This is a genomic window from Candidatus Protofrankia datiscae, from assembly GCF_000177615.2.
Taxonomy (GTDB): Bacteria; Actinomycetota; Actinomycetes; order Frankiales; family Frankiaceae; genus Protofrankia; species Protofrankia coriariae.
This window is the reverse complement of sequence record NC_015656.1, coordinates 5,090,433-5,112,786: the sequence shown is the minus strand read 5'-3', so window position 1 is coordinate 5,112,786 and position 22,354 is coordinate 5,090,433. Positions and strand designations below refer to the sequence as shown.

Annotated in this window: 28 protein-coding genes; 24 read left to right on the top strand and 4 right to left on the bottom strand. The window is 69.8% G+C overall.

Features of this window, described 5'->3' with window-relative positions; genetic code table 11:
* Positions 1-175: 175 nt before the first annotated feature.
* Together purD and FSYMDG_RS23540 are read right to left on the bottom strand one after the other, a co-directional pair.
* Complete coding sequence (purD, locus tag FSYMDG_RS21560) at positions 176-1,477, bottom strand: phosphoribosylamine--glycine ligase (RefSeq protein WP_013875487.1); 1,302 nt, start codon at positions 1,475-1,477, stop codon at positions 176-178.
* 555 nt (positions 1,478-2,032) lie between these two features.
* Positions 2,033-3,223, bottom strand: coding sequence for a hypothetical protein (locus tag FSYMDG_RS23540; protein ID WP_157491051.1), 1,191 nt, complete (start codon positions 3,221-3,223; stop codon positions 2,033-2,035).
* Positions 3,224-3,720: 497 nt separating this feature from the next.
* On the opposite strand from FSYMDG_RS23540, the gene FSYMDG_RS21545 reads away from it, so the two are divergent.
* Both FSYMDG_RS21545 and FSYMDG_RS21535 read left to right on the top strand, forming a co-directional pair.
* Positions 3,721-5,004 (top strand): adenylosuccinate synthase, encoded by a 1,284-nt coding sequence (locus FSYMDG_RS21545; protein ID WP_013875485.1) that lies wholly within the window; start codon positions 3,721-3,723, stop codon positions 5,002-5,004.
* 1,346 nt (positions 5,005-6,350) lie between these two features.
* Complete coding sequence (locus FSYMDG_RS21535; protein ID WP_013875484.1) at positions 6,351-7,736, top strand: pyridoxal phosphate-dependent decarboxylase family protein; 1,386 nt, start codon at positions 6,351-6,353, stop codon at positions 7,734-7,736.
* 530 nt (positions 7,737-8,266) lie between these two features.
* On the opposite strand, the gene FSYMDG_RS21530 is transcribed toward FSYMDG_RS21535, so the two are convergent.
* Positions 8,267-8,806 carry a cysteine hydrolase gene (locus tag FSYMDG_RS21530; RefSeq protein ID WP_013875483.1) on the bottom strand — a complete coding sequence of 180 codons (540 nt, stop codon included), beginning with the start codon at positions 8,804-8,806 and terminating at the stop codon, positions 8,267-8,269.
* 354 nt (positions 8,807-9,160) lie between these two features.
* On the opposite strand from FSYMDG_RS21530, the gene FSYMDG_RS25070 reads away from it, so the two are divergent.
* Positions 9,161-9,547, top strand: coding sequence for a GntR family transcriptional regulator (locus FSYMDG_RS25070; protein ID WP_013875482.1), 387 nt, complete (start codon positions 9,161-9,163; stop codon positions 9,545-9,547).
* Here the strand turns inward: FSYMDG_RS25070 and FSYMDG_RS25065 are convergent.
* Positions 9,533-10,789 carry a hypothetical protein gene (locus FSYMDG_RS25065; RefSeq protein WP_013875481.1) on the bottom strand — a complete coding sequence of 419 codons (1,257 nt, stop codon included), beginning with the start codon at positions 10,787-10,789 and terminating at the stop codon, positions 9,533-9,535. The two genes, FSYMDG_RS25070 and FSYMDG_RS25065, sit on opposite strands and share 15 nt — an antisense overlap.
* A gap of 385 nt (positions 10,790-11,174) precedes the next feature.
* On the opposite strand from FSYMDG_RS25065, the gene FSYMDG_RS25060 reads away from it, so the two are divergent.
* The 21 genes from FSYMDG_RS25060 to FSYMDG_RS21440 all read left to right on the top strand — a co-directional run bounded on the left by FSYMDG_RS25060 (position 11,175) and on the right by FSYMDG_RS21440 (position 22,331).
* Positions 11,175-11,378: a hypothetical protein gene (locus FSYMDG_RS25060; RefSeq protein ID WP_013875480.1), complete on the top strand. Its 204-nt coding sequence runs from the start codon at positions 11,175-11,177 to the stop codon at positions 11,376-11,378.
* Positions 11,368-11,925, top strand: coding sequence for a hypothetical protein (locus FSYMDG_RS21520; RefSeq protein ID WP_013875479.1), 558 nt, complete (start codon positions 11,368-11,370; stop codon positions 11,923-11,925). The genes FSYMDG_RS25060 and FSYMDG_RS21520 overlap by 11 nt, the downstream gene beginning before the upstream one ends.
* Positions 11,926-11,966: 41 nt before the next feature.
* The gene (locus FSYMDG_RS21515) at positions 11,967-12,401 is read left to right on the top strand and encodes a hypothetical protein (RefSeq protein WP_043604190.1); all 435 of its coding nucleotides are present in this window, start codon (positions 11,967-11,969) and stop codon (positions 12,399-12,401) included.
* A 23-nt stretch (positions 12,402-12,424) separates the two neighbouring features.
* Positions 12,425-13,183, top strand: coding sequence for a winged helix-turn-helix domain-containing protein (locus tag FSYMDG_RS23535; RefSeq protein WP_237702908.1), 759 nt, complete (start codon positions 12,425-12,427; stop codon positions 13,181-13,183).
* On the top strand, positions 13,180-13,425 hold the full coding sequence (locus FSYMDG_RS21505) for a hypothetical protein (protein ID WP_013875476.1): 246 nt from the start codon (positions 13,180-13,182) through the stop codon (positions 13,423-13,425). Before FSYMDG_RS23535 ends, FSYMDG_RS21505 begins: the two co-directional genes overlap by 4 nt.
* Positions 13,422-15,626 (top strand): FtsK/SpoIIIE domain-containing protein, encoded by a 2,205-nt coding sequence (locus tag FSYMDG_RS27270; RefSeq protein WP_013875475.1) that lies wholly within the window; start codon positions 13,422-13,424, stop codon positions 15,624-15,626. The genes FSYMDG_RS21505 and FSYMDG_RS27270 overlap by 4 nt, the downstream gene beginning before the upstream one ends.
* 206 nt (positions 15,627-15,832) lie before the next feature.
* Entirely contained in the window at positions 15,833-16,162 is a 330-nt protein-coding gene (locus tag FSYMDG_RS21495; RefSeq protein ID WP_013875474.1) for a hypothetical protein, read from the top strand.
* Positions 16,163-16,223: 61 nt separating this feature from the next.
* Positions 16,224-16,427 carry a hypothetical protein gene (locus FSYMDG_RS21490; RefSeq protein WP_013875473.1) on the top strand — a complete coding sequence of 68 codons (204 nt, stop codon included), beginning with the start codon at positions 16,224-16,226 and terminating at the stop codon, positions 16,425-16,427.
* Between the two features lie 45 nt (positions 16,428-16,472).
* Positions 16,473-16,658, top strand: coding sequence for a hypothetical protein (locus FSYMDG_RS21485; protein WP_013875472.1), 186 nt, complete (start codon positions 16,473-16,475; stop codon positions 16,656-16,658).
* A 50-nt stretch (positions 16,659-16,708) separates the two neighbouring features.
* On the top strand, positions 16,709-16,834 hold the full coding sequence (locus tag FSYMDG_RS29355; RefSeq protein ID WP_013871691.1) for a hypothetical protein: 126 nt from the start codon (positions 16,709-16,711) through the stop codon (positions 16,832-16,834).
* Entirely contained in the window at positions 16,831-17,037 is a 207-nt protein-coding gene (locus tag FSYMDG_RS21480; RefSeq protein ID WP_013871692.1) for a hypothetical protein, read from the top strand. Before FSYMDG_RS29355 ends, FSYMDG_RS21480 begins: the two co-directional genes overlap by 4 nt.
* A 136-nt stretch (positions 17,038-17,173) precedes the next feature.
* Positions 17,174-17,350, top strand: coding sequence for a hypothetical protein (locus FSYMDG_RS26545; RefSeq protein WP_013871693.1), 177 nt, complete (start codon positions 17,174-17,176; stop codon positions 17,348-17,350).
* Positions 17,351-17,400: 50 nt separating this feature from the next.
* Positions 17,401-17,622, top strand: coding sequence for a hypothetical protein (locus FSYMDG_RS26970; RefSeq protein ID WP_013871694.1), 222 nt, complete (start codon positions 17,401-17,403; stop codon positions 17,620-17,622).
* A gap of 77 nt (positions 17,623-17,699) precedes the next feature.
* Entirely contained in the window at positions 17,700-18,041 is a 342-nt protein-coding gene (locus FSYMDG_RS21470) for a hypothetical protein (RefSeq protein WP_013871695.1), read from the top strand.
* A gap of 38 nt (positions 18,042-18,079) precedes the next feature.
* Positions 18,080-18,526: an NUDIX domain-containing protein gene (locus FSYMDG_RS21465; protein WP_013871696.1), complete on the top strand. Its 447-nt coding sequence runs from the start codon at positions 18,080-18,082 to the stop codon at positions 18,524-18,526.
* Position 18,527: 1 nt separating this feature from the next.
* Complete coding sequence (locus tag FSYMDG_RS25055; RefSeq protein WP_013871697.1) at positions 18,528-18,791, top strand: hypothetical protein; 264 nt, start codon at positions 18,528-18,530, stop codon at positions 18,789-18,791.
* Positions 18,772-18,927 (top strand): hypothetical protein, encoded by a 156-nt coding sequence (locus tag FSYMDG_RS26965; RefSeq protein WP_013871698.1) that lies wholly within the window; start codon positions 18,772-18,774, stop codon positions 18,925-18,927. The genes FSYMDG_RS25055 and FSYMDG_RS26965 overlap by 20 nt, the downstream gene beginning before the upstream one ends.
* A 68-nt stretch (positions 18,928-18,995) precedes the next feature.
* Positions 18,996-19,382: a hypothetical protein gene (locus FSYMDG_RS21455; RefSeq protein WP_013871699.1), complete on the top strand. Its 387-nt coding sequence runs from the start codon at positions 18,996-18,998 to the stop codon at positions 19,380-19,382.
* Between the two features lie 121 nt (positions 19,383-19,503).
* Positions 19,504-19,974, top strand: a complete 471-nt coding sequence (ssb, locus tag FSYMDG_RS21450) for a single-stranded DNA-binding protein (protein ID WP_013871700.1) — start codon at positions 19,504-19,506, stop codon at positions 19,972-19,974.
* 195 nt (positions 19,975-20,169) lie between these two features.
* Positions 20,170-21,048, top strand: coding sequence for a bifunctional DNA primase/polymerase (locus FSYMDG_RS21445; RefSeq protein ID WP_013875471.1), 879 nt, complete (start codon positions 20,170-20,172; stop codon positions 21,046-21,048).
* Positions 21,045-22,331 carry a DUF3631 domain-containing protein gene (locus FSYMDG_RS21440; protein ID WP_013875470.1) on the top strand — a complete coding sequence of 429 codons (1,287 nt, stop codon included), beginning with the start codon at positions 21,045-21,047 and terminating at the stop codon, positions 22,329-22,331. The genes FSYMDG_RS21445 and FSYMDG_RS21440 overlap by 4 nt, the downstream gene beginning before the upstream one ends.
* Positions 22,332-22,354 lie beyond the last annotated feature (23 nt).

Below are 22,354 nucleotides of genomic sequence, written 5' to 3'. Positions count from 1 at the left end.
CGGACACACCGGACGTGGCGGATGCCGGCGACGCGGGTGTCAGCGGTTGCGCCCCCGTGGCTCCCATGGTTCTCCTTGGCCCCCATGGCCGGGATCCGGAATTCGCGCGGATCCGGATCTCCCGCATCCGCCGCGTCTTCCGGATCCCACGGCCCGGCTGTGCTGATCTGTCTGGTCAGGGACCTCGCTCCGCCGACCCGCTGGCCCCGCCGCCGGGTGCGGCCTGCCAGGTCGGGGCGCCGATACGGGTCAGGTCGCCGATGTCGGTCCGGTAGTGTGCTCCGGCCAGCGACAGACGGCTGATCGCCTCGTAGGCCGAACCTCTCGCGGCCTCAAGATGTGACCCGATTGCCGTTACGCACAGTACACGTCCACCGGACGACACGATCCTGCCGTCGGCGTCCCGGCGGGTGCCCGCATGCAGGATGTCCACGCCGGTGAGGGCCTGCGCGGCGGCGAGACCACTGATCGGATCACCGACTTTTGGTGACTGTGGGTAGCCGGAAGCGGCAACGACCACCGTGACCGCCGCGCCGGAGCGCCACGTCGGCGCCCGGCGGCCCGACAGCACGTCGGTCAGCGGCGTGGCCAGCAGCGCCAGGATCGCCTGCACCTCGGGGTCGCCGAACCGGACGTTGAACTCCACGACCCGCACCCCGCGGGAGGTCAGCGCGAGACCGGCGTAGAGCAGGCCGGAGAATGGCGTGCCGCGGCGGGCCATCTCGTCCACCACGGGTCTGACCACCGTGTCGACGACCTCGGGGACGAGCCCGGGCGGCGCCCACGGCAGCGGCGCGTAGGCACCCATCCCGCCGGTGTTCGGCCCGGTGTCGCCGTCCCCGACCCGTTTGTGGTCCTGCGCGGGCAGCAGCGGCACGACCGTGCCGGCCTCCGTGACGATCGCGAACAGCGAGACCTCGGGGCCGTCCAGGTACTCCTCGATCACGACCCGGTCGTCCGCCCGGCGTAGGCAGGACCGCACGGCCGCCACCGCCTCCGCCCGGTCGGTCGTCACGGTGACGCCCTTGCCGGCGGCCAGCCCGTCGTACTTGACGACGTAGGGCGGGCCGAACTCGTCGAGGTCGGCCAGGGCCGGCTCGATCTCGGTGTGGTCGCGGGCGGCCGCGGTCGGGACGCCCGCGGCGCGCATCACGTCCTTGGCGAACGCCTTGCTGCCCTCCAGGCGCGCGGCCGCGGCGGACGGCCCGAAGCAGGTCAGCCCGCGGGCCCGCAGCTCGTCGGCTGCCCCTGCGACCAGGGGAACCTCCGGCCCGATGATGGTCAGATCGGCCTGGACGCTCTGCGCGAGGGCCGCGACGGCGTCCGGGTCGCCGACGTCAAGCGGACGTGGCTCGGCGAGGTCCGCGGTGCCGGCGTTGCCCGGGGCGCAGACGATCGAGCTCACGGCCGGGTCGCGCGACAGCGCCCGGCACAGGGCATGCTCCCGGCCACCGGAGCCGACGACGAGTACCTTCACCGTGTCACCCGTTACCCACTGCCGCCGCCGGGCCGGTCACCGTCGCTGAACGAACCATCACCACTGGACGAGCGGCTGCCGCTGAACCAGCCACTGCCGCTGAACGGGCGGCTGCCGCAGGACGAGCGGCTACCGCCGGAGCGGCCGTTGCCGCGGGACGAACCGCCGCGGGACGAACCGCCGCGGGACGAACTGCCGCTGGAGCGGTCGCCGCGGCCAGAGCGGCCGTTGCCATCTGTCGGACTGCCACCTGCCCGACCGGTGGTCGGCGGCCGGCCGCGCCCCGGCTGGCTGTGCGCGCGGTCACGGGCCCTGCGTGGGAACCAGTATGGGAGGGCACGCGGTACAGGGTAGCGCTCACCGCGATCAACTTTCCGGCCCGGCCCGGCCGCGGGACGTGCTCACGGTGCGATACCTGGAAGCGATCCGGATGGAATCGAACACGGTTCGTGACGGATGCCCGGACGCCTGTCGGGGCCCGCGCGGACGGTGGTGTGTCCTGACCGGCCACGGCGTCCGCCCTACGCCCGCGGGCGCGTACGTCTACGGGTGCGTCTACAGGAGGACACCAGCACACCACAGCGTGTGTGCCAGGCCGTACACCACCTGCTGCGCGCATCGCCGGGCGTCCACCTCGGCCATGGCCCCGACGACCGCGTGGACGTCCACCGGCCACACCCGGACATCGCGGCCCAGGGCGTAGAGGGTTCCCGGGTCGTCCCGGCCCTCGAAGGTCCGCCCGTCGCGGTCGACGAAAAGGTGCAGGCAGCGGCCCGTGTACGGGAACTCCTCGTTACGCCAGTACAACACCGGCCAGACCAGCGGTGACGCGGCGTGCCGGCCGCGCCGACGGTCCCTGGCCGGACCGGAACCGCGCCGACCGGTCTTCCCGCCCTCGCTCCCGTCATTGGTGATCTCCGTCGAGGGCCGCCCGGCTGTGTCGTGCCCGGCCGGGCCGGCCTCGGTGGGAGCCGGGATCGGGAGCGGCACCGGATCCGCGGGCTGCCGTCGGCGCCCACCGCGGGCCACCGGTGGGGGCAGACGTTGCGGAAGCAGACGAACGCTCACGTTAGGTGAGAGGCCCTGGGCTGCGCAGATGGCGAGGAACTCGGCGATCTGCCTGTCCACGTGGGTGGCGACGGCGTCCGCCCGCCTGCGGCGCTGCTCCTCGGCCCGGTTGGCGCTGCGGATGGCGTAGCTGCCGCGAACGACAACCTCCACCAGGCCGGCGGGAGGTACGTCGCCGATGGGCGAGAAGCCGACCGGCCGGGCGTGCGCGCCGACGCTCTGCCGCACCGCCTGCGGCCGGGTGACCAGGCCGGCGGCGTGCGCCACCGGCGTCCGATGGGCCGGCAGGGAACCGACGGGGCCGGCCGGAGCGGCTGGAGCGGACGCGCTGCCTGCCGCTGGCCTGCCAGCGCGCGGCAGGCCAACCCGTGGGATGTCGGGTTCCAGCCGGCGGCCGTCGGGGCCGGGACGGGTGGGGGGCCGCCTGTCGTCCGGCACGGTCGGCTGGGTGCCCTCGGCGGAGCCGGGCGGCGGCACGGAGTCACCACTCGACGCGGCCGCCTCGGACGGCCTGCCGTTCACCGGGCTGCCGCCGTTCACGGTGTTGCCGCGTCCCGCCGGGTTGTCGCCGTTCGCCGTGTTGTCGCCGTTCAGGGGGCTGCCGCCGTTCACGGGACTGCTGTGCTTCACCGGGTAGCCGCGGCGCGGCGGGTCGCCGTCCACCGGACCATCGTCCACCGGCTCCTGCGGCTCCTGTTCGGGTGGGCCCGCGACAGCCCGGTCGGTGGCCGATGCGGCCGATGTAACTGTCGGTGTTGTCACTGTAGGTGTCGACCGTTCTGGCTGCCCGGGTCGGTCCGACTGGGCGGACGGTCGTGCCGGCTCGGACGGCTTGGCCGCGGCCGCGTCGGCGGCGGGCGGCTGGCCGGCTGCCATGTCCCGCGCTGTGCTGGCGTTCTGGCTGGCGTGCGGGCCGGAGCCCTCGGCGCCCACGGAGCGGGCGGTGACAGCAGCCACCGTGACACCCCCGTCCCGATCGACTATCCGCCTTACCGAAATACAGACTCCACAGTAACCCTCAGTAATGCAAGTGGACTCCCAGAGGGATGATCGGTGCGGACGGGAGTTTGGTGACGCCTGTGGGCAGGCGTCCGCAATGACCGCTCTGAAGATCTTGCCGTATTCCGTCGGCGATGTGACATCCCCGAGTCGGGTGGGCCAGGTAACCTCACCCGGTGCCTGCGCTCGTGCTGATCGGCGCCCAGTGGGGCGATGAGGGCAAAGGAAAGGCGACCGACCTGCTCGGCGGGGCGGTCGACTTCGTCGTCCGGTATCAGGGGGGTAACAATGCCGGACATACCGTTGTCATCGGTACGGAAAGCTATGCCCTGCACCTGATCCCCAGCGGCGTGCTGCGCGCGGACTGCGTGCCGGTGATCGGCAATGGTGTGGTCGTGGATCCCGGTGTCCTGCTCCAGGAGATGGACGGGCTGCGCGCCCGCGGCATCGACGTCTCCCAGCTGCTGATCAGCGCGAACGCGCATCTGATCATGCCTCATCACCGAGCGCTCGATAAAGTTACCGAACGTTATCTCGGTAAGGCGCGGATCGGGACCACCGGCCGCGGGATAGGCCCGACCTACGGCGACAAGATCGCCCGGACCGGCATCCGCGTCCAGGACCTGCTCGATCCCGGGATCTTTCGCGCGAAGCTGGAGCTTGCGCTGCGGGAGAAGAACCAGATCCTGACCAAGATTTACAACCGGCGCGCCCTTGAGGTGGACAAGGTCGTCGACGAGTACAGCGTGTACGCGCAGCGGCTCGGGCCGCACATCGCCGACACCGGCCTCGTGCTCGACAGGGCGTTACGGGACGGCCAAGTCGTGCTCCTGGAAGGCTCCCAGGGCACCCTCCTCGACGTCGACCACGGGACCTATCCTTTCGTCACGTCGTCGAACCCGACCGCGGGCGGGGCCGCGGCCGGTTCGGGTATCGGGCCGACAAGGATCACCCGGGTGATCGGCATCTGCAAGGCCTACACGACCAGGGTCGGCTCCGGGCCGTTCCCGACCGAGCTCACCGACAAGGTCGGCGACGAGTTGCGCGCCGCCGGCGGCGAGTTCGGCGTGACCACCGGCCGGGCCCGGCGTACCGGCTGGTTCGACGCGGTGATCGCCCGTTACGCGGTGCGCGTGAACGGGCTGACCGACCTCTTCCTGACCAAGCTGGACGTGCTGTCCGGCTTCGACCGGGTACCGGTCTGCGTGGCGTACGACGTCCACGGGGTGCGACACGACGAGATGCCGATGACGCAGACCGAGTTCCACCACGCCAGACCGATCTACGAGGAGCTTCCCGGCTGGGGTGAGGACATCTCGCGGGCGTCGTCGTTCGACGATCTGCCGAAGGCCGCCCGCGACTACGTCCGAACGCTTGAGGAGCTGGCCGGCGCGCCGGTGGCGGCCGTCGGGGTCGGCCCCGGCCGGAACCAGACGATCTCCATTCGTGATCTCGTCTGACTGGCCGGCCCGGCCGGAGGCTGTACGGCTCCCCGTCAGGGTGGACGTATCGTGCCTCGTGCCTCGTGCCTCGTGCCTCGTGCCTCGTGCCTCGTGCCTCGTGCCTCGTGCCTCGTGCCTCGTGCCTCGTGCCGAGACCGGCCCGGCCGGAGCTGGCGCGACCACGACAGTTCCCCGCGCGGGCGAGTGAGACGATCTCTTGAAGAGCGAAAAAATTGCTCCGTATGATGACCGACATCCGAGGCTGCCTACTGCCGAAGTGGCTACGGACGTGGCATGCTCAGGCTCGGCAGACAGCCGATCTTCCGTTCGGCTGTCTGCCCGGTGTGCTTCCGCCCGTCCTCCCGCACGGGGCTGAGCCGAGCGGGGACGGCCGTAGGTGTGGGAGTGTTCCGTATACCCTTCGTTCGCATCGTGGAGGTACGCAATGAAGCGTTTCGCTCTGGTCGCCCTGCTGGCCGCAGTTGCCGGTGGCGGTTTCCTCATCCGCAGGCGGAGCAGGCAGGACGTCTGAGCGCAGGCTCGACCACCGCCGCGAACCCATCCGCTGCCGCGAGGGCGACCTTCGTGGCGGCAGATGGGTCTGGCGAGGGGGCGCGGCCGGGGTCGCCATGGCAGCAGGCCGCCATGGCGAGGTAGACCGGCCCCAGGGCTGCCGTGGCGACGGACGCTGTGGGCAGGGGCACCGCGGAAGAGGACGAGGCGGCCGGGTGCACGGCCGGCGTCCGCCGCAGCCGGCTGCGTGACCATGCTGGTGATCTCCAGTGGCCCCGGGACCGCCGGTCCGTGGCAGAGCGGTAAGGACGTCCGCCTGACGTTGACCGCCCCGTGGCCGTGGCCGTGGCTGACCGGCTGGCCGACCGTCGCGTCCCGCCCCGTCGTGGATGCGGCCGTCCTCGGCGGGTGGCTTCGGCCCGTCTCCGGCGGAGACGGGCACCGTCAGCGTGGCCACCCGCACAGACCATGATCTGGACGATTTTGTCGTTGTGTACGCTTTTCGGTCGCGTAAGCGTACACAACGACAAACATACGACGATCTTCTCCGGGTATCTACAGTCGGTGCCAGCCGTCGATGACACGTGTCATCGACGGCGTACCACGCATGGTCACACGACCGATGCCTTACGCGCCGGTCCGCGTGCCTGGACTCCGTTGCTGGCCCGGAATCCTCCCGGTGCGGGTGACGGACATATTGATGCGGTCGGCGCCAATCCCCTTACCGTGCACAACTGTGTGACCCGCACCGGTCGGCATTGTTTTCGATATGTTTCGACCTGCGTATCCGGAGGCGCCGGCTGCGCACCGTCGCCATATCGTGATGTCCGTAAACTCGGGCGGGCCCGGGTATGCTCGAGTTCGTGCACCGCTATGATGTTGACAGCGAGATTCTGACCCAGGCCGTCGTCAACTATGCGCGGGAGCGACTACGTCTCAATCCCGTTCCACTGGACGGTACCCACTCACGCGCGGAGCTGACCACCGCAGTGGGGGAGACAATAACTCCCGACGGTATCGGTGGCGTCGAAGCGCTCCGGATTTTTGACGAACTGCTCTCCCGAGCGTGCATTTCGGTCGACCATCCCCGCAACCTCTCGTTCATACCGGCGGCGCCCACCAAGGCGGCGATACTTTTCGACCTCGTCGTCGGGGCTTCGTCCGTGTACGCGGGAAGCTGGCTGGAGGGCGCCGGTGCCGTGCACGCGGAAAACCAGGCACTGCGCTGGCTTTCCGATCTCGCCGGTTTTCCGCCCGAGGCCGGCGGGGTCTTCGTCCAGGGCGGGACGATCGGGAACCTCTCCGCGCTCGTCGCGGCCAGATACCGGATGCAGACGCGGGGCGGTGCCGCCCCGGCTGGCGGCCGGCCCACCGTGTGGCGTATCGCCTGCGGCGCCGAGGCGCACTCCTCGGTCGAGGCCGCCGCCCGAGTCATGGGCGCGGAGCTCCTGGTGGTCCCGGCGGACGCCGAGGGCCGCCTCACCGGCCCCGCGCTGGCCCACGCCCTGGACACCGCGGACCCTGATGTCCGCGACAGCGTGTTCGCCGTCGTGGCGACGGCCGGTACCACCCAGTTCGGTATCGTCGACGACATCCGCGGAATTGTCGACGTAGCCCACGAGCGAGACCTGTGGGCACATGTCGACGGGGCGTACGGACTGGCCGCGCTGGCCGCGGAATCCGTCCGCCACCTCTTTGCCGGGACAGCTGACGCGGATTCTTTCATCGTCGATCCACACAAATGGCTGTTCGCTCCGTTCGACGCCTGCGCGCTGATTTACCGGGAGCCGGCGCTGGCGCGCGCGGCGCACGCCCAGAAAGCGGGTTACCTCGAGGTCCTCGAAACCGCTGACGACTGGAACCCCGCGGACTACGCGATCGGTCTCTCACGGCGTGCGCGCGGCCTGCCCTTCTGGTTCTCGCTTGCCACGCACGGTACCCGCGCCTATGGCGCCGCCGTGGAGAAGTCACTGGCCACCGCCCGGGCCGCGGCTGATCAGATAAGGGCGCTGCCCTATGTGGAGCTCGTGCGTGAGCCGCAGCTTTCCGTAGTTGTTCTGCGCCGCCTGAACTGGACGCCGGAAAATTACTACGAATGGACGGAGAAACTGTTGCGGGCGGGTTTTGCCTTTGTTACCCCGACCGTCCACGAGGGAGAGACGGTGACTCGTTTCGCGATCGTCAACCCGTGCACCGAACCGGCTGACATCGCCGCCATCCTGGGCAGCATGGCCTGACCGGACACGACATGCCCTGACCGGACATGACCGGCCCGCTTCCCATCAGCTCACCGCGTCCACCGACCGTGACACCACCTCCAGCGCCAGGCTCCGAAGACAATTGAGACCAGAACCGAGACCAGGTTTCCCGTGGGGTCCGCGGGGGCTTGGCCCCCGCGGCTGGCATAAAGCCATCCGCCGACAGGTGCGCAAGCATACAGATCCCCACGGATGGCGGTGGAGGTGGGATTTGAACCCACGGAGGGGTTGCCCCCTCACACGCTTTCGAGATCTGTGATGTCTCGTTTGCAACCGTTCGTGCTGGTCCGAGCGTGGTACACGGTGCTTGAACGGTGCCCGGTGAACGACAGCGAACGAGCACGAATGAGACCGGAACTGAGACCGTCGATCCCTCCTACCGCGACGCTCCGGACGAGTAGCTGGGACGACGCGCCCGGCGAGCACGGCGCCCCGGCGCCGCGCGCAGTCCGGAGCGTGGCGGCCTGGCCGGGGTCCCGTTCGGCGCATCGCTGGTCCGCAAGATCCGATCAGGGAGTGATCGGGATCTGGGCTTGTGTCACGAGCTGGCGGCGGCCGATGAACTTGGTGGCAAGGAGGATGCCCGCGTCGTGGACCTCCGGCCCGGAGTGGCTCGCGCTTGCGTCTGTCACGATCCACGGTGTCAGGTCGCGCTCAAAGGCGTCCACAGCCGTCTTGAGAACGCAACTGTTCGTGTCGATGCCGCAGATGTAGAGATCGGTCCAACCGCGTTCCTTGACCAGTGCGGCGCCTTCCTCGTTGAAGAGGGTGTAGATCGTCTTATCGATCACTGCGGTTGCCTTAGTGGCGTGGGGTATCAGATCATCGACGATGTCCGTTGCCGGTGACTCGCATAGCTGGGTCCAGCCAATCAGCCGTTCGTATGGGCTTCCGGGGAAGTTGAGGTACCGCGTGAAGGCGGTGTCGTGACCGGCAGCCTGCCAGCGTTGGACAAGATCCACGATGATCGGTACGACGGGCTGCGAGTGCTCGGTCAGGAATCCGTTTTGAACGTCGATTACTACCAGTACCGACGACTTGCCGCTCATCCTCGCCCTCTATCTGCCGCTTTCGTGTTGATCTGTCCTGCTCTGACGCGCCGCGCGGGTGGGATGATGCGCCTGGCGACCACGACGCCTTGGCGCCGCGCTCAGTCCGGAGGGGGCGAGCCGACTGAAGTCCCGTTCGGGCGTGGCGTGCACAACGCACCTCGGTAATGATCTCTCCGTAGACTCCGCACCGAACCGATCATCTCCGTCTGCTGAGGCATGCTTGGCCTTGCCTGGAGTTCTCTTGGCCGTCATGCCGCTCTTGAAGAGGGCACGTGCCGGTACCCTTGGTCGTTAGCAACCGTGTGGTCACTTGAAGATGAGCCGACCGCCCGACATGAGGGGAAGGCGTAGATGCCGACCGAGATGGAAGGTCAGACACCTCCCTACGCTCGGATTGCCGATCATTTTCGTACCCTGATTCAGACTGGTGAACTTGCGCCAGACAATCGCCTGCCCTCGATCCGTGATATATCAACGACTTTTAACGTCGCTCGACAGACGGCGGCAAACGCTCTTTCTTCTCTTGAGTCAGAGGGGTTGATTAAAATCCTCCCTCGAAGCGGAGCAGTTGTTGTGGGGCCCCGGAAGGCGGAGTCGGAGCTTGCCGTTATCGTCGAGCTCGCAAGTGATATGAAAGTAACCTCTGCCGATACGTTGAAAGCATCGGGAGAATTGGCGCACCACCTTGGGATTGATGAGGGATCGCCGATTCTCATCGTCCGCCTACGGCGTCTTTAAAGCGGACATCTCCCGTAGCTGGTCGAGATATTCATTCGCGTTCGGGTCATCCGTATAACGGTCTCGTAGAATAGCCGCCAGCTCCCGAGAGCACATAAGAAGCGATGGTAGAGATTGCCGTTCACCTTCAAGCGCACGTGCCCCGTAGCTCACGGCCAGTTCGACGTCTCCTTGACGTGCAGAAACAACCCCAAGCGTAATTCGAGCTTCGGCGTTACGCATTGGCGATCGCTCGCGTCCATCGAACTCGGTGCCCGCTTCGATTACTTGTCGTGCATAGCTTTCGGCAAGTCGATCTTCTCCGAGAAGTCGGTAGCAGTCCATCACATAAAAGTCATATTTTGCAGGATCTACGACAAAGTGATTGTCGATATTGGAAGGGTACGGCTGTCCTTCCAGCAGCGTGCGGCCGTGGTCAAGTGCTACCTCGACCTGTCTGCGATCGCCGATCCGAGCCCACGCCTTCGCCTTCTGCGCGGCAAGTTGGACGGCCACGCCTTGCGTTGGCGCGGCGATCTGCCCGGCTTCGCTGGCTGCTATAACACCCCGGTAATCACCTTGAGTAAGCGCATACCATGCTTGCATTTCATGTGCCCAACCGATGATTCCCGAGTGTTCGGCTTCCTGCCCCAGGGACAGTGCCGCCCGGCGGGTCGCTTCGGCAGCGCGCTTGTCGCCCAAGTCGTACTCGACGCAGCCGACCAGTAGCGCGATCCATCCTGCTTGGACAAGCAACTCTCGATGCTGTGCAAGGGTGAGTCTCTGGTCAAGAAGGCCGGTCATGCGTCCGAGCCAAGCGTGTCCTTCTGTCCTGAGCTGGTCGGATGACGTGTAGGCGTATTCGGAGCAGAGGCGTTCGGTAGTAATCGCAAGTGCGTCAAGGGTGCTTCCACTGACGTCGGACATGCGAAGTCGAGAGACAATCTCCAGAGTGCCCATACCGGCGGTCTTAAGCAAGGCTCTTTCCTGGGACTGGCGCACCGGAGTAGGAAAGAGAGCGGCTGTTACCGTGCCGAATGTCTTGGCTATGAGGGGCTTATAGAAATCGTCCGGGACCGTGTCTCCAGATTCCCATCTCTTCCAGTTCCGCAAAAGCGTACTGTCACTTGGAAGATTATCAGCCGAGTGCGCTCGTAGCGCTCTGACCGTGTCATTCTGAGACCACCCTCGGGCGTCCCGTTCTTCGCGAAGCCGACGAGCCCACGCTGGCCGCTGGCCGCTGACGCTGAGTTCATTGATCACGGAAGTTCTCCTTCCTGAACCTTGCTCCAAGTGTGCGCTGCGAGAAGGGGTGACATGCCCTGGTGGCACACCTTGTCCCCACTGGTGCCCCCCCAGCTTGTCACCTTCTGCACCAGTTCGACTACGTCCAAGCTCATGGACGTGCCACCGAAGCGAAGTGTTGACATCTGGCCTAGGCCAGATTAGCTTGACCTAGGCCAGATGGACCCCGGCGCCTAGCCGGCAAGCACCGCGCCGGGGTCTCGTGATCCGTCCCGTTTGGAGGAAGGACCGTTATGAAGCATGCCCTGTTGGGGGCTCCCCGGGCTGAGGATCTGGGGGATGCCGTGGCGCGTGAGGTGGAGCGGCTCGCGCGTGAGCTGCTGCGTCGTCGTGGTGGTGTCCGGTGAGCAGGCGGCAAAAGGCGAAGGACGCGGTGACCGAGGTGGTCCGGCCGCGGCGGGGTGAGCGGCGGGACGTGCCGTCGCCGACGCGGCGGGCGGTGGTCAAGGCCGCGCTGACCGCGCCGGTGGCGACGGCGCTGTTCGGGTCGCAGCAGTCGGAAGAGCTGTCGTTGGAGACGTCGCGGGGGGTGCGTCATGGCCGGTGAGCGGACGGCGGTACGGGAAGCGGTGGTGCGGGACGCGCTGCACGCCGCGGTGGCGCCGGTGGACCCGCCGGTTCCGGCTGGAGCGCCGGTGCGGCCGGTGCCGCGTCGGGAGTCTGCGACCGTCGCGTCCGAGACCGGTACCGGCACTGACGCTGAGGGTGGTGTCGGGGTGTCGCTGCCGGCGCGGATGGCGAGTGCGTTGCGGGCGGCGGCGGAGCTGGTGGAACTGGTCGGTGAGCGGGCGTCTCTGCACGTGACGGTCAGCGATGTCTACCCGGACCAGGTTGTGGCGCTTGTCCCTGCCCGGTGGAGGGTGGATGCCTCGGCCGGGGAGCGCGACGCGGTCCGGTGGGCGGATCTGCGTGCGGTGGCCCGCCTGTTGGGCCGGCCGCCGGCCGTGCGGCATGACCTCGGTGACGAGGATCTGACGGTGGAGGTGTCCGCGACGGTGGCGGGTTCTCCGGTGCGGGTGTGGGCGCCGCTATCCGACCCGGACGTGATCGGTCAGGCTCGTGCGCTGGTCGCGGGTATGGAGACGGGCCAGTGACCACCATGCCTGTCAGTCTGTGCCGGTCGAGGGGCACCGCTGTGTCCACCGGTGCCGGGGCTGCTCCCGTACCGGGTGCACAGGAGCGGTTCGCCGTCGCGGTGGCTGACTACCTGGCCGCGGTGGCGGATCACTGGGCGGTGGTGACCACGCTGGCCGGCCGCCGCGGCGGGGATGCTGCCGTGACCGCCTACGCCGCCGCGGTCGATGTCGAGGCGCGGGTGCGGGTCGCGCAGGCCCAGGCCCGTGTGGCGGGCGCTCCTCGTGACGAGCTGGCGGACGTGTTCGATCTGGTGGCGGCGGTGACGCTGGACCGGGTCGCGGCCTGGTATCTGGCGGGCCGCCCGTATCGGCCGGCGGGTCTGGGTGCGGCGGAGCGGGCGTTGGCCCGGGCCGCCCGGCCGGTGGCGGCTCGGCGGACGGCCCGTCGCGGTGGTGGACCGGGTCGGCCGGTTTCGGTGGGGGCGGTGGCGTGATGGCCGGCGGGGTGCCGCGCCGGTTGGGTCGGGCGTTGGATGCCGGGCTGTGGCTGGTGGCCGGGCTGGTCGCGGTGTACAGCCTGGCGAACGTCCACACGGCCGCTCGCGGGCACGGCACCGCCGATCCGCAGGCGTGGCTCCTCGCGCCGATCGTGGACATCGCCCTGTTCGTGTCGATCACAGCGGATGCGGCGTTGTCCCGGCACGGGGAGCGTCCCGACGGGTGGGCGACCGGGCTGCGCTGGTTCTGCGGGATCGCGACCTGGACGCTCAACGTGTGGGACGCCGCCGCGTCGGGCGATCCGGGCGCGATCGTCGCGCACTCGATCCCGCCGGTGGTCCTGGTCCTGCTTGCCGAGGCCGCGCCCCGCTACCGGCAACGGTTCGCCGCGCTCACCACCGTCCCGACGTCGACCCCGCCAGCCGTGGCGGCACCGGAGCCATCCCCCACGGTGGCACTGGAGCCAGCGGTACCGGAACCATCCGTAGTCGTGGCACCGGAGCCATCCACGGCAGTGGTACCGGTGCCACGCCCGACCGGGCCGCGTCGCGGTACCGGTACCACCATCGGCCCCCGGGATACCGGTGGTACCGGCGGCACCGGTGGTGCGCGGGGGACCGGCCGGCGGGACCTGGCTCGCAAGCTGGCGGCGGTGCCGGCGGACGACCCGCGCAGCGATCGGCAGCTCGCCGCGGATCTCGCCGCCGCGGTCGGGCTGTCCCCAACCACCGCCCGCCGGTACATCACCGAACTGCGTCAGAGCGGGGTGCCGGCATGACCGGGATCCGCGCGGATCTGCGCTCCCTGCCCTGGTGGGCCGCCGCCGGCCTGGCCCTGCTGGCCGTCGTGGTGCTGGCCCTGCGGGTCGTGGGCCTGGCCGTCTGCGTCCTGGTCGACACCGTCGAACGCGTCGAGATCGCCCTGTCCGCTGCCGCGGGGATCGCCCCGCTCGGCGGCTCGTCCTGGCCCCTGACCGACTCCTCAATCCCCGGCTGGACTGTGAAAGGTGGTGCGCGGTGACCGACCAGGCGGAACAGGCGTACACCGACATCGGCGCTGGTGGGCTGGTGCTGACCGGCCCGTGGACACCGGCCACCGACATCGACACCGGTACCGGCGTCCGTCCGGCGGGCGGAGAGGTTTTGGACGGGGAGGTGATCGACCAGCATGGGCAGGTTGTGACCCCGCGTTCTACCGCCGTGCCTGTGCGGCGGCCGGTGGCCTGGCCCGCGCTGCCGGCCCTGCCGGCCGGTGGGAAGGAGGTTGTGCGTGCCACCGGCCGGGTGGCGGTGCAGTCTCTGCAAGGGCATGCGGTGCTGGCGCGCCGGGCGGTGGACGCGGCTACCCACGCGGCGATCCGGGAGCAGATCCGCGCTGCGCGGGCCCGTGGGGACACCGCGGAGCTGGTGGAATGGCTCGACCGGCTGCACACGGCGAAGGACGCCCGCCGGCAGCGGGTGCAGAACCTCCCCGTGCTGCTGAAGGCCGCTGGGCTGTCGGCGGTGGCCCTGGTGCTGGTCGTCGCTACCGCCCTGGTCGGTATCGGCATCGTCGTCGGCGTCGTGCACCCGCTGGGCGCAGGCTGGGGGGACTACTGGAGATTCCTGGGTTGGCTGCTGCACGCTCTGGTCACCGCCGTCACGGTGGCGGTGCCGCTGGCCGGGGCCGGGGGTGTGCTGGGCTGGCTGGCGCTGACCCGCCGGGCCGGTCAGGACGGGGCGAGCCTGCCGGCCCGGTTGATGCCCGCCGGGCAGCGGGTCCAGGTCGGGGAGGAGATCACCCCGTCGATCGTGGTGACCGCGCTCCGTGACCTCGGTTACGCCGAGCTGCGGAAAAGCATTAAGGCGATGCCGGACTACGGCGCGGGCATGCTCGGCCCGATCACCCTCGCAGGCTGCGGGGTGGAAGTCGACGTGGCGCTGCCCTCGGGCACGTCCACGGAGGAGATCCAGAAGCGGGGACGCAAGCTGGCGGAGAACCTCGGCCGGCACGAACACGAGGTGTTCATCACGATTCCCGCGGAACTGCGCCGCACGGTCCGGCTGTGGATCGCCGACCCCGGCGCGCTCGACGAGCCGATCGGCCCGTCCCCGCTGGTCCTCGACCCGGAGCAGTCCGCGGACTACCGCACCGGCCGCGCCCCGTGGGGCGAAGACCTGCGCGGGGACGCGGCGTTGATCAGCCTGTACCAGCGGCACCTACTGATCACCGGCCTGTCGAACCAGGGCAAGACCGCCGCGCTGCGCGCCCTGGCGCTGTGGCTCGCCCAGGACCCCACCGTCGAGTTCTGGATCGCTGATCTCAAGGGTGTGGGCGACTGGGCGATGTTCGACGGCATCGCTACCCGGCTGATCCAGGGCCCCACCGACACCCACGTCGTCCAGGCCACCGAGATACTCGAAGACGCCGTCACCGAGATGGAACGGCGCAACGAGGCCACCCGCGCCGGTGCGACGTTCCACCCGCTGATCGTGATCGTGGACGAGGCGCAGGTGGCGTTCATGTGCCCCGCCGTCGACGACTTCAAGCGACCCTACGGCGGGACCAAGGCCACATCCCGCTACTTCACGGCCGCCCGCAAGCTGCACAACCAGGGCCGCGCGGTCGACGCCCTGCTCTGGCAGGGCACCCAGGACCCCACGGATCAGAACCTGCCCAAGCTGGTCCGCGAAGGCGCCCACATCCGCGCGTCCCTGGTCGTGGGCACCGAAGCCCAGGCCAAGATGGCGCTCGGCGACAAGGCCGTCAACGGCGGCGCAGCTCCCCACAAGCTGCGTCAGGGCCTGGATAAAGGCACCCTCGTCGTCGCCGGGGACGGCGTGCCGCTCCCGCCGGGCGCGTCGTCCCTGACGATCCGGACGCACTTCATCAACGATGCCGACGCCGACGCGCTTGCCGACCGGGCCAAGGCCCGCCGCACCCAGGTCGCCACCCGCACCGCCACTGGTGACCCGACCGAGGACCGCGACCCGCTCAGTGACATCGCCGCCGCGCTGCGCGGAGAAGACCGCACCCGCACCCCGGTCGTCCTCGCCCGTCTCGCCGAGATCCATCCCCGCTACCAGAAGTGGACCTTCCAAACCCTCAGCGCGGCCCTCGCCACCCACCACATCAAGATCAGTAAGTCGGTGGGTCAGAGTGTCATCCGCGTCGACGACATCCACCAGGCAATCACTCTCCGTAGCAGTCGGGACGAGGGAAGTGATCAGGGGAGCGGCTGACCCCCGGGGAAGTTTCCCCACCCCCTTCCCTCGCCCGCTTCCCCTGGCTGACCAGCAGGAACACCCCCTGGGGAAGCCGTAGCCGGCATCCCCACCCTTCTCCCTCGCCCGCCAGGGACGCGGATCCACGCCGTGGCCCCGCATCCCTCCCCGCCCCACCACACCCACCGATGGTTACTCATAGTTACGAAAGGGGATCTGTGTCCATGGCCAAGGTCAGGAAGACCGCTGACGCGTCGTACGAGGAGACCCTCAAGGCCGGGCGCAAGGCCGTGAAGGACCAGCGGGAAGCCGCCCGCGTCGCTCGGCGCGCGGCAGAGAAGGCCGAACGGGACCGCAAGGCCGCCGAGGCCACGGCCGCGCGGGAACGCCGCGCCGCCGAAGAGAAGCAGCGCAGGCAGGACCAGGCTCGCGCGCAGGTCCGCTGGGAGGAGCACGCCCGAAAGTCCGAAGCGGCCCGCCGCCTGCCGCAGAACCCCACCGCCGACCAGGTGGACGAGATCTACGACCAGATCGACCGGGAGTGGGGCTGGTAGCCCCATCCCTCACCTCCGGACCGGCACAACCCCGTCCACGCCCGATCGAAGGAGACAGCCGATGTTCGGCAGAAAGACCAAGGAACTCATGCACGAACCCGACGTCACCCGCGGCCGGTACCGGTTCCGCCGGGTGCGCGGCGACCGGGTCACCGTCTCCTGGTCGAACCCGGCGGAGCACCCCTACAGCCCCGAGGACATCGCAACCGTCCGGGATGACCGGCCGCTCGACCGGGTCGCGGACGACCACGCCGACGACGCCTGACCGGCGACGCCGGCAGGAGCCCCACGATCTCTCTGGAGGACACCCATGGCCAAGAAGGCCACACACGTTCTGACCGCCACCCACACCGACGGCAGCCCGCTCGGCCCCCTCGGGGGCACCGTAGCCGTCTACGGCCGCCGGGACCTCAAGACCCGGCTGGCCGCCGCCGCGGAACGACCCGACGTGGCCGTCACCGTCCGCCGGCTTCGTCGCCGCGACCGACGCGTCTGACCCCGCACCGGACGCGCCCGTACCGCTGTCCCGTCCTCGAAAGGCACCCCATGATCACTGTTGCTGGTCTCGCGATCCACGTCCGCGACGCCGCGTTGCTCGCTGTTCTCGTCGCCGCCGTGGTCGCTGTCCTGGCGGACGAGACCGCCCACGCCACCGCCGGACCTCGGCGATGACCGGCCGGCGCACCGTGGCCGCCGTCCTCGTGGCCGCTGCGGTCACCCTCGCCGGCACGACCGGCTGTGACAGCCCCCTCGGTCACCGGCTCCAGGAGAAAGCTGACCACACCGGCCGCTGCCAGCACGCCACCGTCGGCGGCAAGCACCGCACGACCGTCACCCGCTGCCCACAGCCCACTCCCGGCGGGGAGCGGCGGTGAGCCGCCCCGGCTGGGGCGAGACCAATCCGGTCAACCGCTCCCACTGCCCCGTCCACGGCCCTCACCCCGGTCTGCTCTGCCCCGGCTGCGCGACCCTGCCCGCCCGCACCCCTGCCCTGAACGGAGACCGATCCCGGTGAAATACCCCCACCCCCGCCGCGGCGGCGGCCCCTGGCTGCTGACCGCCGTCGTCATCGCGTTCCTCGTCTACGCCGCCACCACCCCCACCACGGCCGCCGCCGTCGTCGGTCATCTCACCGCTGTGATCGTGCACCTCGCCCGCGGTCTGGGCGCCTTCGCCGTCGCGCTCTGACCTCCCACTCCCATCTTTCGTATCCCTCCCCGTGAAAGACACCGGGCACCATGACCACAAAAACCATATGGGTGCAAGGCGTCAACCACTACTTCGTCGGACCTGACGGAAAGTCGAAACTGGTGTCGTACGACTTCACGACCACCTCACCCATGAGCGAGAAAGAGTTCAAGCGCTACGCCGCTCTGATGGGCAAGCGTGTGCACCGAGCCGGTAACTACGCATTCGCCTTCTACCGTGATGGTTCATTCACCGAGACGTTCATCGGTTAATTCTCCGTCCACCAGCCGAACGCGGCCGTACACCATCCATCCCACCCCTCATCCCCCCACCGAAAGGAATCAGCGCCATGGCCAAGAAGAAGACCCGGATCTGCCCCCGCTGCCACGGCACCGGGAAGAACGGCCCCGACCTGTGCCGGGCGTGCAACCCCTCCGGCGCGATCGGGGACCAGGTCGTCGGCCGCGCCCTGCGGATCGCCGACCGGCTCACCGGCACCACCGTGCACGCCACCGGCCACGGCGTGGTCGCCACCCGCCGCGGCCGGCAGACCGTCACCCGCCCCCCGGCCGGCGCCCTCCCACCCGGCCAGCACACCGGCACGGCGGCCTGCGACTGCTGCGGTAGCACCGGCGTGCCGCTGAAACTCACCCGCCGCGGCATGACCTGCCTACGCGGCTGCCCCTCCTGACCCCACCAACCCGAACCGAGAAGGAAGGAACCCGTCTCATGGGTATCCGGGAAACCGTCCGGTTGACCGCCGACGTCGTCGCCCTCACCATCCACAACGGCATCCCCCATGTTCTGCTCATCCGCCGAGGCTGGGATCCCTACGCCGGCCGGTGGGCCCTCCCCGGGGGGCACGTCGACCCCGGCGAGACCGCCACCGCCGCCGCCCGCCGTGAGCTGGCGGAAGAAACCGGCGTGTTCGTCGACATCGCCGACCTGAAGCCGGTCGGCACCTACTCCGACCCGGATCGTGACCCTCGCGGCAGGTACGTGACGGTCGCGTTCGCCGTTCGGCTGCACCACGCGCTGAAGCCGACCGCCGGAGACGACGCCACCGCCGCCCGCTGGATTCCCGTCCACCGCGCTGTCGCGGACGGGCTGGCGTTCGACCACGCCCGCATCCTCACCGACACCCTCACCACCGACACCCTCAGCAAGGAGACCTGACATGGGCCTGTTCAGCTCGAAGAAGACACCCCCGCCGCCCCCCCGCGCCGGCCAAGAAGAGCCGGAAGGCAACCGCCACCCCACCGGCCCCGGCCGCGACCAAGAAGGGCCGGAAGACCACCGCGACCCCACCGGCCCCGGCCGGGCGGAAGCCCCGGACGACCACCCCGCCCCCGGCGCCGCGGAAGGCGAGTCCACCGGCAGCGACCGCCACCACGGCGACGACGTCGGCCGTCCCCACCGACATGCAGCGACAGATCACTGACCAGGTCTGCACCCAGTACCAGGCCGACCGGCTGCAGCCACACGAGGTGGTCGTCAAGGCCAACGGCGAGGTCTGGATTGACCGCCGCGGACGAGACCCGCGCAACGTGCCATTCGTCATCGGCACCTGGAAGTAACCGACACCACCCGCACCCGGGGCGTGGTGACCGCCCCTCCACTCCCTGCAAGGGAAGGAGCAACCCCTATGAGACTGTTCGGCTCCGGTACGAACCGGCGCCGCGTCGCCGGGCACGAAGCACGCCACGTCGTCATCGCCCGCCATTTCGGCGCGACGAACCTCACCGCCCGCATAACCCCCGACGGCAGCCACGGATATTTCACCGGCGATTTCGACGGCACGAAGGAACAGGAAGCCGTCATCCTTCTGGCCGGCGGCAGCCGCACGGACATGCCGGGGATGCGAGGAGTCCTCCCGCACGGCGGCGACAGCGACCTGAAGCAGGCCAAGAGACTGCTGCGCGGATCCGGAATGTCCGTGAGACAAGCCGAGAGAGAAGCGCAAAAACTCGTCCGTAAAAACCGAGGCGCGATCAAGCGGGAAACCAGGAAGATAGAAAAAAGAAACCGCTGATCGGCGCGTCGCGCCGACCCCTCCCTCCTTCTTCCCCACCGTTTCCTTTTCCCTCCACACCACAGCAGCGGCTACCCCCATGCCGAAAACCGGGCCACACCGCCCGGGAAAGGACCCTCCGATGGCGAACGACACCCCGCTGACCGTCGTCGGGAACCTCACCGCCGACCCAGAACTGCGGTTCACCCCGGCCGGGGTCGCGATGGCCCGGTTCACCGTCGCGGCCACCCCCCGCGCCTTCGACAAGACCCGGAACACCTGGATCGACGGTGAGGCGATGTTCCTCGGCTGCACCGCCTGGCGGACCCTGGCCGAACACACCGCCGAATCCCTGACCAAAGGCACCCGGGTGGTCGTCACCGGCCGGCTACGCCAACACCACTGGACCACCGACACCGGCGAGAAACGCTCCGCCTTCGGCCTCGACGTCGACGAGATCGGCCCGTCGTTGCGGTTCGCCACCGCGAAGGTCACCAAGGCCACCCGCGGCAGCGCCGACTACCCACCCACCGGCCCCGCCACTTCCGACGACCCCTGGTCCACCCCCACCCCCGTACCCGTCGGCGCAGGGGAGGCCACGCCGCCGTTCTGACCCCCGCCGGGGTGGCCGGGGACGGGCACTCCCACCCCGGCCCCGGCCACCCCCGCCCACCCCAGGAAGGGGGATATCCCCCATGTCTGGTCATGCCCGTCTGCTCACCCTCCACCGCCGGGACGGCACCGCCGTCCGGACCGTCCCGGCGGTCGACCTCGCCCGCCACCTCACACCGACCCCGAAGGAGCCCACATGAGCCACCCGCCGGACCCACGGCAGGCCGCCGCGGTGGCCTACGCCGCCGCCGGCCGGGCCGTGTTCGTCCTCGGCCGATCCAAACGCCCCGTGGCGAACTGCCCGGCGTGCGCCACCGCCGCCCCCGACCACGACCGGGACGGCTGCGCCTGCCTGACCTGCCACGGCTTCTACGCCGCCACGACCGACCCCGCCCGCATCCACGCCATGCTCACCACCATCCCCGCCGGGCTGCTCGCGGTCCGCACCGGCGCGGTCTCCGGCCTGGTCGTCGTCGACATCGACCCCGGCCACGGCGGCCGGCTCGACCGGACGCTGATGACCCCGACCGCAACCGTGGCCACCGGCGGCGGGGGCTGGCACCTGTACTACCAGCACCCCGGAACCCCCGTGCTCTCCCGGCCCCTGCCCGGCCACGTCGGCATCGACATCAAGGCCGACGGCGGCTACGTCACCGCCCCACCCTCCACCCACCCGACCACCGGCCGCCCCTACCAGTGGGTCGGCACCCGGCCGGTCAACGAGATGCCCCCCGCCCTGCTCACCCTCTGCCAGACCCCACCGGCCCCGCCCCACCCGTTCCCCGCAGCCCCCGCACCCCGCCCCACCCACGGGAAAGGGGGAGGGGGCATCTCCTACCCCGACCGGCTGTTGACCGCACACCTCGACGCCGTCGCCCGCGCCCCCGAAGGACGCCGCCGAACCACCCTCTACGGCGCCGCCCGCGGCATCGCCCGCATGATCACAGCCGGGGTGATCAGCCTCGAGGACGCCCGCGCCGCCCTGACCGCCGCCGGCCGCGCCGCCGAACAGACCGACCGCGACATCCACGCCGCCATCACCGGCGGCTTCCGCGACGAAGGACTCACCCCATGACCGGCCCCGCCGACCCCGCCGACGGCGCGGCCATCCTCGACGCCCTGCACGCCGCACTCACCCGCTACGTCGTCCTGCCCTCACCCGCGGCCGCGGACGCCGTGGTGCTGTGGATCGCCGCCACCCACGCCCAACCCGCCTGGGCCCACGCCCCCCGCCTGGTCATCCGCGCCCCGGAAAAACGCTGCGGGAAATCCCGGCTCCTCGACACCGTCGAAGCCACCTGCCACAACCCCCTGATCACCGTCAACGCGTCCACCGCCGCGGTCTACCGCTCCATCGACGACGACCCACCCACCCTGCTCGTCGACGAAGCCGACACCATCTTCGGCGGGAAGAACGCCGACACCAACGAGGACCTGCGCGGCCTACTCAACGCCGGCCACCAACGCAACCGGCCCGCGATCCGCTGGGACAACACCACCCGCCAACTCGAACGCTGCCCCACCTTCGCCATGGCCGCCCTCGCCGGCATCGGCGCCATGCCCGACACCATCGAAGACCGCGCCGTGGTCATCCGGATGCGCCGCCGTGCCCCCGGCGAAACCGTCGCCCCCTACCGGCACCGCCGCGACCGCCCCGCCCTGCGCACCCTCGCCGACCACCTCCACACCTGGCTACGCCCCCACCTGGCCACCCTCGCCGACGCCACCCCGGCCATGCCGGTGGAGGACCGCGCCGCCGACACCTGGGAACCCCTCGTCGCCGTCGCAGACCACGCCGGAGGCACCTGGCCGGCCCGCGCCCGCACCGCGGTCACCGTCATCACCGCCGAAGCCACCGACACCGGACAGACCTCCCTGCGGATCCGGCTACTCGCCGACTGCCGCACCGCCTTCACCGGCCACACCGCCCTGTCCACCGGCTACCTCCTCGACCGGCTCAACGCCGACCCCGAAGCCCCCTGGCCCGACCTCGGCCCCACCGGCCTCACCGCCCGCCGCCTCGCCGACCTGCTGCGCGAATACGACATCCGCTCCGGCAACATCCGCTTTCCTGACGGCACCCAGACCAAGGGGTATCTCGCCGCCGACTTCACCGACGCCTGGGCCCGCTACTGCCCTGTGGACAACCCCCCGGCCGGGGGTGGCGTCCCAACCGTCCCACCCGTCCCCGCCCAGGTCAGCCCGGGACGGATCGAACCGGTGGGACGGATAAACCGTCCCAGCACCCCAGATGCCGGCCCGCCGGCTATCTGTATCGCCTGCCGTGCCCCCCTCGACACCGACGACGGCAGCCACACCCACCCGGCATGCACCGTCGGTAACACCCACACCGGCTAACGATCTCTCGGGACGGATATGCC

Coding starts and splice junctions, on each gene's coding strand:
- FSYMDG_RS21495 (WP_013875474.1), top strand. CDS start 15,833: ATGGCCAAGGTCAGGAAGACCGCTGACGCGTCGTACGAGGAGACCCTC.
- FSYMDG_RS21465 (WP_013871696.1), top strand. CDS start 18,080: ATGGGTATCCGGGAAACCGTCCGGTTGACCGCCGACGTCGTCGCCCTC.
- FSYMDG_RS21485 (WP_013875472.1), top strand. CDS start 16,473: ATGGCCAAGAAGGCCACACACGTTCTGACCGCCACCCACACCGACGGC.
- FSYMDG_RS26970 (WP_013871694.1), top strand. CDS start 17,401: ATGACCACAAAAACCATATGGGTGCAAGGCGTCAACCACTACTTCGTC.
- FSYMDG_RS21480 (WP_013871692.1), top strand. CDS start 16,831: ATGACCGGCCGGCGCACCGTGGCCGCCGTCCTCGTGGCCGCTGCGGTC.
- FSYMDG_RS21520 (WP_013875479.1), top strand. CDS start 11,368: ATGGCCGGTGAGCGGACGGCGGTACGGGAAGCGGTGGTGCGGGACGCG.
- FSYMDG_RS21445 (WP_013875471.1), top strand. CDS start 20,170: ATGAGCCACCCGCCGGACCCACGGCAGGCCGCCGCGGTGGCCTACGCC.
- ssb (WP_013871700.1), top strand. CDS start 19,504: ATGGCGAACGACACCCCGCTGACCGTCGTCGGGAACCTCACCGCCGAC.
- FSYMDG_RS25070 (WP_013875482.1), top strand. CDS start 9,161: ATGCCGACCGAGATGGAAGGTCAGACACCTCCCTACGCTCGGATTGCC.
- FSYMDG_RS21490 (WP_013875473.1), top strand. CDS start 16,224: ATGTTCGGCAGAAAGACCAAGGAACTCATGCACGAACCCGACGTCACC.
- FSYMDG_RS21505 (WP_013875476.1), top strand. CDS start 13,180: ATGACCGGGATCCGCGCGGATCTGCGCTCCCTGCCCTGGTGGGCCGCC.
- FSYMDG_RS26965 (WP_013871698.1), top strand. CDS start 18,772: ATGCAGCGACAGATCACTGACCAGGTCTGCACCCAGTACCAGGCCGAC.
- FSYMDG_RS21455 (WP_013871699.1), top strand. CDS start 18,996: ATGAGACTGTTCGGCTCCGGTACGAACCGGCGCCGCGTCGCCGGGCAC.
- FSYMDG_RS21530 (WP_013875483.1), bottom strand. CDS start 8,806: ATGAGCGGCAAGTCGTCGGTACTGGTAGTAATCGACGTTCAAAACGGA.
- FSYMDG_RS21535 (WP_013875484.1), top strand. CDS start 6,351: ATGCTCGAGTTCGTGCACCGCTATGATGTTGACAGCGAGATTCTGACC.
- FSYMDG_RS21470 (WP_013871695.1), top strand. CDS start 17,700: ATGGCCAAGAAGAAGACCCGGATCTGCCCCCGCTGCCACGGCACCGGG.
- FSYMDG_RS25055 (WP_013871697.1), top strand. CDS start 18,528: ATGGGCCTGTTCAGCTCGAAGAAGACACCCCCGCCGCCCCCCCGCGCC.
- FSYMDG_RS21440 (WP_013875470.1), top strand. CDS start 21,045: ATGACCGGCCCCGCCGACCCCGCCGACGGCGCGGCCATCCTCGACGCC.
- FSYMDG_RS29355 (WP_013871691.1), top strand. CDS start 16,709: ATGATCACTGTTGCTGGTCTCGCGATCCACGTCCGCGACGCCGCGTTG.